10 protein-coding genes and 1 riboswitch are annotated in these 15,273 nt (G+C 59.0%); of the genes, 2 read left to right on the forward strand and 8 right to left on the reverse strand.

Going from position 1 to position 15,273, the window contains the following annotated elements; translation table 11 throughout:
• Positions 1-196: 196 nt before the first annotated feature.
• From CQR48_RS02740 to thiM, 7 genes are all read right to left on the reverse strand, one after another.
• Positions 197-1,813, reverse strand: coding sequence for a glycoside hydrolase family 32 protein (locus CQR48_RS02740; protein WP_101451925.1), 1,617 nt, complete (start codon positions 1,811-1,813; stop codon positions 197-199).
• A 262-nt stretch (positions 1,814-2,075) separates the two neighbouring features.
• Positions 2,076-3,416 carry an MFS transporter gene (locus tag CQR48_RS02745; RefSeq protein WP_033505126.1) on the reverse strand — a complete coding sequence of 447 codons (1,341 nt, stop codon included), beginning with the start codon at positions 3,414-3,416 and terminating at the stop codon, positions 2,076-2,078.
• A 558-nt stretch (positions 3,417-3,974) separates the two neighbouring features.
• Positions 3,975-5,018: a LacI family DNA-binding transcriptional regulator gene (locus CQR48_RS02755; protein WP_101451927.1), complete on the reverse strand. Its 1,044-nt coding sequence runs from the start codon at positions 5,016-5,018 to the stop codon at positions 3,975-3,977.
• Positions 5,019-5,296: 278 nt separating this feature from the next.
• The gene (locus tag CQR48_RS02760; RefSeq protein WP_101451928.1) at positions 5,297-5,680 is read right to left on the reverse strand and encodes a thiamine-binding protein; all 384 of its coding nucleotides are present in this window, start codon (positions 5,678-5,680) and stop codon (positions 5,297-5,299) included.
• A 228-nt stretch (positions 5,681-5,908) separates the two neighbouring features.
• A complete protein-coding gene (gene thiD / locus CQR48_RS02765; protein WP_180334520.1) occupies positions 5,909-6,775 on the reverse strand; it encodes a bifunctional hydroxymethylpyrimidine kinase/phosphomethylpyrimidine kinase in 867 nt (288 codons plus the stop codon).
• A complete protein-coding gene (gene thiC, locus CQR48_RS02770; RefSeq protein ID WP_244898910.1) occupies positions 6,772-9,525 on the reverse strand; it encodes a phosphomethylpyrimidine synthase ThiC in 2,754 nt (917 codons plus the stop codon). Before thiC ends, thiD begins: the two co-directional genes overlap by 4 nt.
• A 209-nt stretch (positions 9,526-9,734) precedes the next feature.
• Positions 9,735-10,697: a hydroxyethylthiazole kinase gene (gene thiM, locus CQR48_RS02775; protein ID WP_101451944.1), complete on the reverse strand. Its 963-nt coding sequence runs from the start codon at positions 10,695-10,697 to the stop codon at positions 9,735-9,737.
• Positions 10,687-10,795: riboswitch (TPP riboswitch) on the reverse strand. It overlaps the preceding gene by 11 nt.
• Positions 10,796-11,032: 237 nt before the next feature.
• Here thiM and CQR48_RS02780 point away from each other — a divergent pair.
• Positions 11,033-12,373, forward strand: coding sequence for an acyltransferase family protein (locus CQR48_RS02780; protein ID WP_101451929.1), 1,341 nt, complete (start codon positions 11,033-11,035; stop codon positions 12,371-12,373).
• Positions 12,370-14,166, forward strand: coding sequence for a hypothetical protein (locus CQR48_RS02785; RefSeq protein ID WP_143252461.1), 1,797 nt, complete (start codon positions 12,370-12,372; stop codon positions 14,164-14,166). Before CQR48_RS02780 ends, CQR48_RS02785 begins: the two co-directional genes overlap by 4 nt.
• Positions 14,167-14,405: 239 nt before the next feature.
• Here the strand turns inward: CQR48_RS02785 and CQR48_RS02790 are convergent.
• The coding region (locus CQR48_RS02790; RefSeq protein WP_101451945.1) for a type IV pilus twitching motility protein PilT at positions 14,406-15,273 on the reverse strand (868 nt) is incomplete at its 5' end.

Below are 15,273 nucleotides of genomic sequence, written 5' to 3' on the forward strand. Positions count from 1 at the left end.
ACTGGTTGGTCGCTGAGTGATGTGGTTGGCCGGGTTTCTTGGTCGGGCCGGGGGATATCCCGCCGTGGTGTGGCGGGGTGGTTGCATGGCGGCGAGATGCCGCAGGTTTCGTGGGTGAGCCAAAATGGTATCGGCGGGCGGTGCGACTGAACCGTCGCACCGCCCGCCGATGATCACACACCGAGACTGCGCGTAATCACCGCTTGTCGGCAAGCCCGATCGAGGCGAGCGTGTGCACAGTGAGGTCACGCACCGCCATGCCGCCGGATTCGGCAGCGAGCACAACAGCCCGCGGCCCGGCAGACGGGTAACTGTAGGAGCTCATTACCTGGCTGCCGTCGTTGATATACACCTCGACGCAACCGCGGTCGACAAACACACGCAGCTTGAGCAATCCCGATGCCAGTTCCTGTTCACTCAGCGGTGCGGCACGGTACCCGCGATCGCCTCGCGCCGCCGCTTGACGGTCGATAACCACCCGCTGTGTCTGCGCATCGTAGCCGATTGCGGTGAATGCGCCGTCATCGGTCGCATGGACGCGCAGTCCGGCGCGCTCAGCGGTGGTTTCGCGCAGGTCGATTGTCATTTCGATTTCCACTGCCTGGGCATCCGGCATGATGGTCTTCAGCTCGTTAGTATCAAGCCGAACCGATCCGAATTCGGTGGTGTGCTTGCGCAGTCCGGTCATTTCCGCTACCGGAGCGGTGTGCAGATCGCCGTCGTCGCCAAGCGTGATTTCACGCGGCAGGGTGAGATTGCCGCACCAGCCGTCATCCTCCATGGGGATTGGCGGGGTGAACGGGCTCATCCAGCCGTACATGATGTGCCGGTCGCCGTCGGTGAAGGATTGCGGGGCGTAGAAGTTATGCCCCCAATCCCACAGACGGAACTCACTATCCGGCTCGAAGGCCTCGCCAGGCGTCCAATCGCCGATGATGTATCCGGCGTTGCTCACATTGCGATTCATGAACCCGCTCGGCTTGGCGCCCATCGCGGAGAAACCAATGACCCAACGTTCCCGCCCGTGAGAGTCGCGAATCGGGAAGAAATCAGGGCATTCGAGCATATACACGTCAGGATCGGGATGTTCGAACAGCACGCGCTCGTACGTCCAGCGCACCATGTCGTGCGAGGAGAACAGCCACATCTGGCCACGATGCTCCTTGGAAGTCACACCGAAGGTCATGTACCAGGTGTCGCCGGTTTTCCACACTTTCGGGTCGCGATAGTTGTGAGAGACGCGGTCGAGCGGGCAATCGATGATCATGCCGCGCTTGGTGGCGTGGGTGAGCTCATCGTTGTCGGCCTCGGCGAGCATCTGCACCTGCCAGTCGCCATCGGCGTTGTCGTGCCCGTTGGCCCAACGATGCCCGGTGTAGTAGAAGCGCAGCTTGCCGTCATCGCCAATCACTGCCGAACCGGAGAACACGCCGTCTTTCTCCTGCTCGAGCGACGGGGCGAACATAATCGGTTCGCGCCGCCAATGCAGCATGTCGGGAGAGGAAACGTGTCCCCAGTGCATGGGGCCCCACTGCGTGCCGTACGGGTGAAGCTGGTAGAAGACATGCCAGCGGCCTTTGTAGTGGCACAGCCCGTTGGGGTCGTTGATCCAGCCGCCGTTGGAAGCGATATGGAACAGGGGGTACCAGCGGTCGTTGCGGGTTGCGGCGAGTTTGCGGACGCCCGCCTCCGCTTGTTCAAGCTGCAGTGCATGGTCGCGGATGGGTGTGAGCACTGGCTGCGCTGGAGTGAAACCGGAAGCGAAGGTCGTCGCGGTGTTCTGCGAGCCTTCGGTGTGAGTGGTGTTGGTCATAATCATCCTTGATTTGATTGATGTAATTGATTTGATTGATTTGATTGATGTGATTGATGATGTGGCGCTGACCGCTTCCGCAAGACGGGCGATGGCTTGGGAAGCGTGCCGCTTGCGGAACACGGTCAGAGATGGATGCGGGAGTCAGAGGATTCTGGAGCGAAGGGGAAGACGGCCGTTCGGCGTAGATGTCGGTTCTGAACGTCGGTACCGAACGACGTCAGTCCTGAACCGACACCCGTCCTGCATGTCAGACCGAGCGTCAGCTCTGAGAACCGGCTGCCGCCTCCATCGCGCGCTTCTGTTTGTCGGTGTAGAACGGGTCGCCGCCGACTTCCTGATCGTCGCGCTTGATCACGAAGATGCCGTAAATCAACGCCGCGAGCACAATGCCCGAAATGGTGAAGAAGGTCGGACGGTCACCCAAATGGTCATGCAGCGCGCCCAGCGGAGTGGAGAAGATCACCTGACCGACCTGGGATGCAATCTGGAAGCCCACCATGTACAGGGTCGCGGACAGCTTCGTGTCGAAGTGCAAGGTGAAGTAGCGGAACGCAGGCAGGCAGAACAGCGGCACCTCGATGGAGTGGAACAGCTTGACGATGGACACGGCGACGGGATCGTGGAACACGCCGCACAGGCCGATGCGCAGGAACATCACCGTGGCGCCCAACAGCAGCGCGTTGCGCACGCCGATCTTGCGCATGATGATCGGAACGACACCCATCATGGCCGACTCGAGGAACACTTGGAACGAATTGAGCGTGCCGTATGTCGCGTTGCCGATTTCCGTGGTGGGGAACAGGGAAGCGTAATAGTTCGGGAACATCTGCTGGTCGAACACGGTGTAGAAGGTGTTGGTCAGCAGCATGAATACGATGAGCACCCACAGGGTCGGCATCTTGAGGACGGAGACCATTTCCTTGAGCGACGGGTTGGTCGGAGCGGCATTCGGGTCGGCTTCCTTGCGCAGCTCATCCTTCTGCTCGGAAGGAACCCAGAACAGGTAGACGCACAGCATACCCACCCCGAACAGCGAGCTGACCCAGAAGTTGAGCATCGGGTTGATGTTGAACAGGAAGCCGGCGCACAAGGCGACAATCGCGTAGCCGAAGGAGCCCCAGGCGCGTGACTGGCCGTATTCGAAGCCGAAATGGCGTGAATAGCGTTCCGTGACCGCTTCGATGAGCGAGCAGCCCGCCATGAATCCGGCGGACAGCACCACCGAGCCGAGCAGCACGCCGATCATGCGGACCGTGCCGCCGGCGTTGAGCATCGGCGCATACACGAACTGCACGAACGGGCCGACGCATGCCGCGATCGCCGAAACAACAACAACCAGGCGGCGCTTGATGCCGAGCTGGTCTTGAATCGTGCCGTAGGCGAACATGATGATGAGCGTCGCCAGCGAGTTGATCGAGTAGATTTCACCTTGCTGTGCAGAGGTCATGCCCAGTCCGTGCGTGGGATCGGTGAGCCAGCGGGAGAAGAAGGACCACCAGATGCCCCACGAGCAGAAGAACATGAAGATGCCGAACGAGCTTTGCAAGTAGGAGGGATTGCTCCATGTCGATGGCGATTTCTTGGTGTGTGTCGTATCCATGATGGCCTCTTTCTGGTAGATTCCGCTGCTATGCGGTTGCGTCATTGTCCTTTGGCTTGTATTGATGTTGATTTGTCGGTGCCAGTAGCGAGCTGGTTTGGCAAGGCTGCTGCGCTTTGCTGTATGGATAACAATAGGGGGTAAAACGGTTTACGTCAATCGGTTTACGTGCGGCGTGTCGTGCGGCTTGTGCGTGCAACTTGTGGGGAAACGGTACGCTGTGATGCGGCGGAATGGAGTGCGGTGAGGCGTGGTCGGGGGCATGTTCGGAGTGGTGTGGTTGGGGGTGTGTAGCCGGGGGTGTGGCGAGACGCAACGGGGAATCGGATATCTCACTGTGGTGTGACCGGTCGGTCGCACGGCATGGTGATGCCGTCCGGTTTGGTGGATGATTAGGGGGGCATCTTGTCGTGGTGTGACCGGACGGTCGCGCTACGGCGTGGTTGGCGGGTTCCATTGGTAGTTGATTTGGCATCTTGCCACTGCGCGATCGACGGATATGACAGCCGATCGCAACAATCTCGCCCACCGTATCGCCGCCTTCCGCGACCATGCGCACTACTCGCGCACCGACTTCTTGTCGATGAGCTTGCAGTGGATCGTCGCGGGGATTGGCGCGTCGAGCGGCGGCAGGGGAGCGGTCGTCTCCGGCCACACCGAGGTGTCGACGTCATGCCCTTCGATGATGGAAATCAGCCGACACGCCCCCCAATACCCCATCTCGTAATGCGGCAGTTCGACTGTGGTCAAGAGCGGTTCGAGGGTTTCGGCGAACACGCGGTGGTTATCCACACCGACCACGGAAATATCGCGCCCCACGGTCAGCCCCCGTCGCGCAGCGCATTCATACACATACCATGCTCGGGCATCGTTGAAGCAGAAGAACCCGTCCGGCTGCTGCTCGTCGAACAGCTTGCTGACTGCTCGTAATGCCGGCCCGTTGTTGAGCACATCGACATGTAGCGCGTCGTCGATTGGCATCCCGGCGTCGCTGAGCGCGGCCTGGTATCCGCGCAGGCGTCGGGGCTGTGCGATGAGCGGCTCCGAGCACCCGACGTATGCGATCCGTTTGCATCCCGCGTCGATCAGCCGTTTGGTGGCGTCGTATCCGATTCGGAATTCGTCGGGTTCGACGCTGGGGAATCGTTTGTTGCGGTCGGTGGCATCGAGAAGAACCAGCGGATAATCGGTGAGGGCTTGAGGCACGTCGGTGATACGGTTGGACATTTTCGAATACAGGAATCCGTCGACACCGTACCGTCGGAGTGCGGTGAGCTCTTGCTCTTCGTTGGCCATGCCGTCGGTGCTGACGGTGAGAAGCACGTACCCGTATGAGCTGGCCGCGTCTTGCGCGCCGAGGATGATGCCGCCTGCGTATGGGGTGGTGGCGACTTCTTCGCTGATGAAGCCGAGCATATGCGTGCGGCTGGTGCGTAGACTGCGCGCCAGTTGGTTGGGATGATAGCCGAGCTTTGCGGCGGTCTGTCGAATGAGTTCCGCGGTCTGCGGCTTGACGTGTCCGGCGTCACGGCCGTTGAGTACGAGGGATACGCTGGCTTTTGACACTCCTGCGATGTCAGCGACGTCCTGCATGGTGGTCATGGATAGCTTGGCCTTTCTTCTTGCTGTTGCTACCGGCGACCATTGTAAGCGATGTGTTGTCAAAATCGCTGTGCACGGGTATTGCGAATCTTGCTGCGGTGCGACTGTTGTGTTGCGTGGCGGTGGGATATGTTCGGCTGCGGCGTTGGATTGGTTGGTGTTTTGCTGCGGTGTGATTGTTGCGTTGTACCCCGGCTGGATATCTCGGGTGGCATTGCCGGATTGGTCGGTATCTCGCCGTGGTGCGACGCCACTGTCACACCACGGCAAGATCGCTGTCACTTCGCCTGTTCGGCCTTCCCGTCGAGGATTTCGTTGACGAGTTCCTGCTTGGCGTGAATCTGCCCGCTGAATCCGGGGCGGATGTCCAGCCGGATGACCACATCAGTGCGGTATCCCTGCCCGGCGAGCTTCATGGTCGCATCGCGAATGGTGGCGAGCACCTGATCGAGGTCGCCTTCAATATTGGTGAACATGGCGTTGGTTTCGTTGGGCAGCCCGGATTGGCGGATGACATCGACCGCTTGCGCCACATACGTCGATTTTTCGGGGCTTGCCCCGGCGGGACTGATAGCGACGGCGGCAACGGTGTTGATATATGGTTTGCCGGTTTCGGGATCGACAGGCACTTGCTGACGTTCCGCATTGCGATCGAGGGTCATGATTCGTCCTTTCTCATGGGAATCCGCAAGAAGTCGTTCTGGGGCTGCGCGGATTCACGGCTGATTGTTGTTGATTATTGTCGATATCGATTATCTCCGGTCACGATGACGAGGAACGCTCGCCACTGTCGAGGACATTGCCGAGGCCACAGCCGCGGTCATCGTCACCATCATCGTCATTGTCACTGTCAGATCACGCTTGTCGCACCTCTGTCGTCACTTCCGCTGTCACCGCCATCGCCACGCGTGATCCATAGGCCCCGAACCGTGACCCAAATCCAGTCCCGCGCCGATGGCACCGGTCAGGTAAGCCTTGCCGTCGCGAATCGCCGACGTCAATGTCTCTTCTCGTGCCAGTGCGCTCGCAATCGCGCTCGAAAGCGTGCATCCAGTCCCGTGTGTGTTGGGATTGTCGATATGCTCGCCGCGGAACCAAGTCACGTCACCGTCCGGTTCGGCCACCACGTCGTTTGCGCCCTGCATGCTGTGCCCGCCTTTGACCAAGACCGCGCATCCGTAGCGCGCAGCCATGCGTCTGGCGGCGTCCGCCATCGCATCCGGGGTGTCGATTGAGCCGGCAGCCAGTTCGCAGAGTACTTCTGCTTCGGGAATGTTCGGGGTGATGAGCCGGCACAGTCCGAACAGGCCGGTCAAGGCGCTTTCAGCGTTCTCGTCGAGCAGCCGTGTTCCGCTGGAAGAAACCATGACCGGGTCAAGCACGACGTTTGCGGCTTGATACGTTCGCAGCGCATCCCCGATTACTTCGATGAGCCGGGCGTTGGATACCATGCCGATTTTTGTAGCGGCAGGCGGAATATCGGTGTATACAGCATCCAACTGGGCGGCGAGGATGCCGGGGCTCACGTCTTCGACCGCGCTGACACCTTGGGTGTTTTGCGCGGTGATGGATGTGATGGCGCTCATGCCGTAGACCCCGCACGCGAGCATGGTTTTCAGGTCCGCTTGGATGCCTGCGCCGCCGGAGCAGTCGCTGCCGGCGATGGTGAGAACGGCCGGCAGGGTCTCGGTTGCATGCTTCGCTGATCCGCTGAGCGAATCGTGCGAAGGCGCTTGCACCGGCAATGTGTCACTCATGCGTGGATTCCTTCGGTAGCGGCGGCGACACCTGTAGCGGTCTGGGCATCGCCATCGTCAGCATTTTTCACACCGCTCACATTCGCGCCAACCTGCACGCCTGCCGCGCCGCCGCGCGAGTCGACCCCGGCGACAATGCGCTCCTGCGCCGCTGCGTTCCCGTACTTCTTGCGGATATTCTGCGAAATCGCCATCGAGCAGAACTTCGGCCCGCACATCGAGCAGAAATGCGCCATTTTCGCAGGTTCCGCAGGCAGCGTGTCGTCATGGTAGGCGATGGCGGTGTCCGGATCATACGACAGGTTGAACTGGTCAAGCCAGCGGAATTCGAAACGCGCCTTCGAAATCGCGAGGTCACGGTCCTGCGCGTGCGGGTGGTGTTTGGCGATATCCGCCGCGTGGCAGGCGATCTTGTACGTGATGACCCCCTGCTTGACATCATCCTTGTTCGGCAGGCCCAAATGCTCTTTCGGAGTCACGTAGCAGAGCATGGCGGTGCCGTAGCGTGCGATTTCCACGCCGCCGATCGCGGAGGTGATGTGGTCGTAGCCGGGGGCGGTGTCGGTGGTCAGCGGGCCGAGTGTGTAGAACGGCGCGCCCTTGCAGATCGCCTGCTCCATTTCGATGTTCATACGCACTGTGTCGAAGGGGATATGCCCCGGTCCTTCGACCATGACCTGCACGTCATGATCCCATGCGCGCTGGGTGAGTTCGCCGAGCGTCATGAGCTCGGCAATCTGGGCGGCGTCGTTCGCATCCGCGAGGCTTCCGGGCCGCAGACCGTCACCGAGCGAGAAGGCCACGTCGTATTTGGCGAAGATATCGCATAATTCGTCGAAATGCGTGTACAGGAAGCTTTCCCGCTCATGCTGCATGCACCATTGCGCCATGATTGAACCGCCGCGCGAGACGATGCCGGTCACGCGGTTCGCGGTCAGCGGCACGTAACGCAGCAACACACCCGCATGGATGGTCATGTAGTCCACGCCCTGCTCGCATTGCTCGATCACGGTGTCGCGGAACAGTTCCCAGCTGAGTTTGGTCGCATCATCCTCGACTTTTTCCAGCGCCTGGTACATCGGCACCGTGCCGATCGGAACGGGGGAGTTGCGCAGAATCCACTCGCGGGTGGTATGGATGTCGTTGCCGGTAGACAGGTCCATGACCGTGTCCGCACCCCACTTGGTAGCCCACGTGAGCTTGTCCACTTCTTCGTCGATGGATGACGACACCGCGGAATTGCCCATATTCGCGTTGAGTTTGGTGAGGAATTTCGTACCGATGATCATCGGCTCAGCTTCAGGATGGTTGATATTGCAAGGCATGACGGCACGACCGGCTGCAAGTTCGGAACGGACGAGCTCGGTGTCACAATGTTCGCGCGCCGCGACGAAGCGCATTTCCGGCGTGATGATGTTGTGCCGCGCATACCACATCTGCGTGACCGGATGCCCTGCCGCTTTCAATGGATTATGCTTGCGTCCACGCCATTCCTTGGTCGCTTTGCCGCGTTTGACCGCGCGCTTGCCGTCATCGGCGAGGTTGCGCTCGCGGCCTTCGTATTCGACGACGTCCCCTCGGTCGCGGATCCAGTCGAGGCGCAGTGGCGCGAGCCCTTCTTTCGGGTCGCATGAGGGGCCTTCGGTGTTGTAATCGTGGAACGGCGGGTTCGGGCCGACGCCGGGGGTGTCGGAGAGTTTGATTTCGGTGTAGGGCACGTCAAGGTCGTAGCTGCCCGATTCGTTCTCGAAATGGACGCGTTCGGTTTTGCGGATGTGTGCCTTGTCGCGTTGCGTGCAGCCGCGTGCGGCGATGTCAACGCGCTGCTGTTTGGCGAGTCGTGCGGCTTCCTTTGCGGCTTTCGCGTTGGTGAAGTTGCCGGATTTGGCGGCTTGTGAACAGTTAAGTGAGGTGGCGGGCGAATTGCCGTCCGCCACCTCAATAGCGTCCCCCACAGATGTTGTCCCCGCTGCCGGTGCGCTCGAGATGGTGCGCGCCGCGTATCCGTGATGTCCGCTGCCGCGTACGCTGCGCCACGCATCCACCATCGCTTGGGTGGTGGCTTTCGGGTCCTCAGCCCCGGCGATTGCTGAGACCACGAACCAGCCGGCGGCTTTGGAGGCTGCCAAATCGTGCATGTCGGCGAGCGTCACGCCTCCGCCAATGACGACCGGATAGTCGCTGGCGGCGCAAATGGTGTTGATGAGATCGATGCTCAGGAAATGCTTGCTGCCGTCATTTTCGACGACGATGGCTTCGGGCTTGGTGGTTGAGGGGTGCAGCGGTGCGGCGCCGATGTAGTCGATGCAGCCGCTGGGCAGTTCGTTGATGAGTTTGACGAGACTTTCGGTTTCCGCGCTCAATCCGATGATGGCGTCGTCGCCGAGCAGCTGTCGTGCTTCGCGGGGGTCCATATCGTCTTGTCCGATGTGTACGCCGTCGACTTTGATACCGAGGTTGCGGCACTGCCAGACTACGTCTACACGGTCGTCGATGACGAATGCGACGGTGTCGGACTTGCCGTTGTCTTCGATGATTTGTGCGATATCGCGTGCGGTTTCGGTCAACTGTTTGGCGTCTGCGGTTTTGTCGCGCAGTTGGATGAACGTTGCTCCGCCTTGCAGTGCGTCGTCGACGATGTCGCCGACCGGCCGGCCTTTGGTGTCTTGTGATCCGAGGATGCAGTAGGCGGTCAGGTCGAAGCTGTCGCGCATGGAAGCGTAGGGGTACGGGTTGGTTGGGTTGGTCATGGTGTTCTTTCTGTTGATGGGGGCCGGTGTGGACCCCGAGGTGTGTTCATTCATCGCTTGGTACTGGCGGTCATGCGAACGATTCATTCGCTTGATACCAGATATGGCATGGTGATATCACGCGGCGGTATGGTTACGTTTGCATATGAACTGCCGGACAGTACGCTCCGGCGATCTGCAAGACGTCTTGATGCGATGCAGCGAGCCGGTCAGGCGGCTTCAGCGGTAATCGGGGACTGGGAGACCGTCTGCGCAGTGGTGCTCCACAGGGCGTCCAGGAATGCGGTCTGGAAGCTGCCTGGACCGTTGCTGGCCCGCTCGGCTTCCTCACTGGCGCGATTGTACAGGGCGCTCGCGGTCAATGCGGCGGTAAGCGGATCGGTTACGGCGAGATAGGTGGCGGTGACGCCTCCGAGCGAGCATCCCGCTCCGGTGATTTTGGTCATCATCGGGCTGCCGCCGGGCAACCGGTAGACGGTATCGCCATCGGTCACGAGGTCGGTTGCGCCGGACACGGCGACCGCAGCACGGTGGTTTGGAGCGTATCCGCGCAAATACCGGGCCATAATGACGGCGGCATCACGTGCACTGTCCACATCATCCACCGCCTCGACACCGGCCGGTCTGGTGGTGTCGGTGTGCGCGCCGGCGGATGGGACGTTGAGATCCCAGATTCCCGCCAACGCAATGATTTCCGAGGCGTTGCCCCGCACGATGGTCGGGGGAGCGGAGCGGAAAGCCCAGAGAATAGCGGAACGTGTCCTGCCGATTCCGGCGGCCACGGGGTCGAGCACCCATGGGTGTTGCGCGGCGTGCAATGAGCGTGCGATGTTGCCCAGAGCGTCCTTGAAGAATGGCAGCAGGGTGCCGACATTGATATACGTGGCTTTGGCGATGGCCGCGGTGTCGATGATATCGTCCGGCAGGTAGCTCATGGCCGCGGTGCCTCCTGCGGCGAGCTGCGCGTTGGCGACAAGGTTGATGGTCACGAAATTCGTGAATGACTGGGCGAGCGGGGTGGTGTCCCGCACGCTGTCCACGGCTTGGGCGATCAGCTCACGCTGGTGATCGTCGGCGGCGAGCGGCGTGGCTTCGGTATGCGCGCTGAATCGCTTGGCGTCGTCAACGATGGACGAGTTGCCACTGGTGTCTGGTGATGCGTCTGTGCTCATCATTGCTCCCTACGCTGGTTCTAACCAACAGGTTCTAAGGGTCAGGCACGATGCCTTTCTCAGCCCGGCCTCGCGGCTGGGCTCCCCTGCATTGGATTATGGAAATTATCGTAGGAATGCCTGTGGACACGGGTGCGTATTCCGGCTCCCATGGTGTATGGCACGCTGCGCTCGCCGGTTGTTGGCATGTTGTACAGTGTGTACTAATGACAACGATTGCATCCTAATGTCGGGATTGCTGTCATTGAGCATAGTTTTGGCACGTGATTCCAACGTGGTAGAGCGTGCCGTACTGGAGAGCGTGAGAGCGGGAGCGAACGAGAGAAGAAGAAGGCATGGCGTTGAATCTGGCCGACAATGTGCACAAGAGGGTATCCGAGGATTGCACAATGCATGCTGAAACGCATGCTGAAACGCACGCTGCCACAATGCGCAAAGAACCGCGTTCGTCATCGCGCGATACCGCTTCGGCTTCACCGTTCAGTCCTGTGGTCCGACGGTGGAGAAACCGTGAGTCGGGCGTTGAAGCCTTACGCATCATCGCCATGGTGATGATTGTTGCGTATCACTCATGCTGGAATGGTACGGCAGTACATAACGTTGCTCTTGGATCGTCGGCGTTTGATCTCTGGGCGTTATCCCTGAGTCCGTTGGGGAAAACCGGTGTTGCCATCTTCTTTCTCATCTCTGCCTGGTATTTATGCGAACGTGAAGCGCCTACGTTCCGCTCGTCATTGAGAAAAGCTTGTTATCTTGAGCTTGAAGTGCTGATGTATAACATTATTCTGTTTGCAGAATATCGTATTCTCGTGCCGAACGCCTTGCTGTCGGTAGACGATATCGTAGGCAATCTGTTCCCGATTTCTTCGAATGCTTTGTGGTATGCGACGGCGTACATTATGTTCTTGCTGCTATATCCGTTTGTCACGGCGGCGTTGCGTGCTATCGGCCCGAGTAGGCACGCTCGTTTGGCATTGGTGATGTTTGCGGTTTGGGGTATTGCATATGGTTTGACGCGTTATGCAACGTGGGAGTTTCCGACATGGAGTTTCATATATTTCATATATTTATACATCTTGTTGTCGTATTATCGCTGGTATTTGCGTGAGATAACACCTTCCACGGCATGGCTGATGGTTGCGGCAGGGTGTTTGATTTTTGTTGTCCATATCGCTTCTTGCGTTCTTGCATTCCGATATACGGGAAACCACAGTTATACGAACATCGATCATCTGTTTTTGACCGGGGAAGGAAAGCTTCCTGTGTTGCTGGTGGCGTTTGGCCTTGTATCGTTGGCTGTTCGTTGTCATCGACACATTATCGGAATCAACGCCGTGGCATCGGCGATGTTTGGTGTCTATGTGTTGCATGAAAATGCTGTGTTGCGCAACCTGTTGTGGTCGGAGATGTTCCCTTTGGAACAGGTTAGAACCTGGCGTGCTCCTATTGCCATGCTCATCGCTGTCATTGCGTGTATTGTCGTGTTCGGCACAATCATTGATATTCTTCGTCAGTTGTTGTTCGCGATGACCATCGATAAACATTACAACACTTGGTTTGATGCTGTCTATGACTGGTTGTGCAGCTGTGAGGTCGCGCAGTGGTTGCGTGCGTCGCTTCAACCGGTGAAGGGAATCATGCATGATGTACACGACACGGAAGGACGGGCATCGTGAGTAGTGCTGTTGAAGGAAGCGTACCGGTCTCGCGGCGGTCTACTGATGCGCGTCGCACGCACCGCATCCGCAAGTGGCTTGCCGTTCCGAAGAATCTTCTTCATGTTGGAGTGTTGACGGCGTATATCGCTGTCGTCATCACGGTGATGTGCTTCCATGAACCGTGGTTCGACGAAGCGCAATCGTGGCTGATGGCCCGTGACTGCTCATGGCATGATTTGTTGCTGGTGCGCCCGCATTACGAGGGGCATCCGCCGTTCTGGTGGCTGTTGCTGGCGATTCCTGCGCGTCTTGGCGTGCCATACGAGTGGGGAATCAAGAGCATTCAATTGATGACGGCGGTTTTCTTTGTATGGCTGTTGATATTCCGTTCAGGATTGCCGAAAGTGCTACGTATCATCTTGCCGTTCACATATTTCGTGTGTTTTCAGGATGGAGTGACGTCGCGCCCCTACGCGCTGATGCACGCTGCTATGCTGCTGGCAGGACTGTCATGGCGTGAACGCGACGACCACCCTTGGCGGCTGATTGGCTCGTTGGTGCTGCTCTGCTTGTGCAGTTCGTATGGTGTCGTGCTCGCCGGCAGCATCACAATGGTATGGGTGTGGCGCGTATGGCGCCAACACGGAATACGCGGTGTGTTGATGGGCTCAAAACCTCGTCTGGCGGGTTGGTTGGTGTTGCTTGCTGTTGGCCTGGGGATCACCGCTCTCGTCTGGCCGAGACCCAACACGTACGATAGTGGATTAGATTTGCTTGTGGATTCCCCGTTGCCGAGTACTTGGCAGATGGTGCTTCGCTTCTGGTTGTGCCTGCCTTCGGAGATGATGTTTACATCGGTGTTCTCGGACGTCATGATGTGTTTCGCCTCCATATCGGCATGGGAGTGGGCAATGATGGCCGTCTTTTCCTGTCTTGTCTGGGCTGTGTTCTTCCATCTTGCCTATCGGCGCGGAGAACTTGGTCTTCTCATCATTCCGTATGCGATGATGAGTGTGCTGGGAGTACGGTATTTTGCTGCTCATCATGAAGGGATCATCCTAGGATTCTTCATTATGGTGCTGTGTGTCCTATGCCGTGACTGCCCTTTGAATATGAATGATGTACCGGCATGGATGAAGACTTTGGGCGTGCGTGCATCTGCGCACATGAGTAATCGGGATCGCACACTGTGTATCAATCTCGGTAAATTCGTGGGAGTGCTCCTGCTCAGTATCAGCGTATATTGGAATGTCTATGCATGTGTCGCTGATGTGCTGTATCCGTATTCTCAGGCACGTGCCTTGGCTTCGCTGATTGAGCGGGGAAATCTGCAGAACGAAAGAATGATGTCCGGATGGTCGCGACTGCCTGCGACTAAAGAGCAACAGCAAGAATGGCAGGGGGCATACTGCGGTGGCGGTGATAACTGCATCGATTTCACTACATGGTATCCGGCTGATCTGATTGTTGCGAACCCGTATTTCAACAAGAATCTGATATCGAACTCGCCGGATGATTCGAGTTACTTGTTGTGGTATCAGCCAGCGGGACAAGCCAAGAAAGACCTCGAAACGTGGAAGAATGAAGGCGAGCCAGCTCTGTATTTCACGTCATTCCAGCCGTTCTTTTTTAATGAATTGGGATACAAACGTGCTGATTACATTGAGGTGCAGTATGTGAATTTGGTGCGCCCATGGAAAGACCAGTACAAAGCTACGACATGCAGCGTGTATATGCGTAGGGATGTGTATCGCAAGGTGTTCCACAAAGAAGCGCCGAACGCGCTGACTGTAGATGTCGATATCAGCTGAGGTCAGCAGAAGCCCCGTTTTCTGCTTCTATCGACGCTGAGTGGTGTGTGAGCGTCGGTAGAAAACAGGCAGAAAACCTTCTGCCGACGGTGAGAGGGGTCTCAGCGTCGGCAGAAACAGGGGGATGACCGGCCGGTAGGATCGGGACGGGGTCGCCTTGGGTCGATTCGTTCGGCCGGGGGTGATTCGTTCGGCCGGAGGACTGATTGTCACCGGCCGGGTCGGCCCCCGGCTTGCGGTCAGTAGGCGGCGCGGGCCTGGACGAGCTTCTCGAATTCCTTGCGGTCCTGGCAGCGTTTCTCGGCGATGTCGAGCTGCACGTCGCCCCGGTTGACCAGCCGCGCCAGATCCTGGTCCAGCGTGTGCATGCCCAGGTCGCCGCCCGACTGCAACTGCGTACGCACCTGATGCGTCTTGCCCTCGCGGATCAACGCGCTGATCGCCGGCGTCGCGTACATCACCTCGGTCGCCGGGACACGCCCGTGCCCGCTCGCCTTCGGCAGCAGCGTCTGCACGATCACCGCCCGCAACGTGGACGCGACCTGCACGCGGATCTGCTGCTGCTGGTTCTCCGGGTACACGTCGATCAGACGGTCCACCGTCGAGCCCGCGTCCTGCGTGTGCAGGGTCGCGAACACCAAGTGGCCGGTCTCCACGGCCGTCAACGCCGTGCTGATCGTCTCCAGATCACGCAACTCGCCCACCATGATGATGTCCGGGTCCTCACGCAACGCGTGCTTGAGCGCCTCCGCGAAACTCAACGTGTCCGTGCCGACCTCACGCTGGCTGACCACGCAGTTCTTGTGCCGGTGCACGAACTCGATCGGGTCCTCGATCGTGATGATATGGTCGTGCCGCTCCGCGTTCGCCTTGTCCACGATCGCGGCCAGCGTGGTCGACTTGCCCGAACCCGTCGGGCCGCACACCAGCACCAGGCCGCGCGGCAGGAGCGCCAGGTCCGCGATCCTCTGGTCCAGGCCCAACTGGGTGACCGTCTTGATCTCCAACGGGATCGTACGCAACGCCGCGCACACGCCGTTACGATCCTGGTACACGTTCACACGGAACCTGACCAGATCCCCGATCGCGAACGACACATCCAACTCG

The organism is Bifidobacterium thermophilum (assembly GCF_002846655.1).
GTDB classification, from domain to species: Bacteria; Actinomycetota; Actinomycetes; order Actinomycetales; family Bifidobacteriaceae; genus Bifidobacterium; species Bifidobacterium thermophilum.

What these genes read in the sequence shown, in the direction of transcription:
- CQR48_RS02740 (WP_101451925.1), bottom strand. Translation starts at nt 1,813, where the DNA reads ATGACCAACACCACTCACACCGAAGGCTCGCAGAACACCGCGACGACC.
- CQR48_RS02745 (WP_033505126.1), bottom strand. Translation starts at nt 3,416, where the DNA reads ATGGATACGACACACACCAAGAAATCGCCATCGACATGGAGCAATCCC.
- CQR48_RS02755 (WP_101451927.1), bottom strand. Translation starts at nt 5,018, where the DNA reads ATGACCACCATGCAGGACGTCGCTGACATCGCAGGAGTGTCAAAAGCC.
- CQR48_RS02760 (WP_101451928.1), bottom strand. Translation starts at nt 5,680, where the DNA reads ATGACCCTCGATCGCAATGCGGAACGTCAGCAAGTGCCTGTCGATCCC.
- thiD (WP_180334520.1), bottom strand. Translation starts at nt 6,775, where the DNA reads ATGAGTGACACATTGCCGGTGCAAGCGCCTTCGCACGATTCGCTCAGC.
- thiC (WP_244898910.1), bottom strand. Translation starts at nt 9,525, where the DNA reads ATGACCAACCCAACCAACCCGTACCCCTACGCTTCCATGCGCGACAGC.
- thiM (WP_101451944.1), bottom strand. Translation starts at nt 10,697, where the DNA reads ATGAGCACAGACGCATCACCAGACACCAGTGGCAACTCGTCCATCGTT.
- CQR48_RS02780 (WP_101451929.1), top strand. Translation starts at nt 11,033, where the DNA reads ATGGCGTTGAATCTGGCCGACAATGTGCACAAGAGGGTATCCGAGGAT.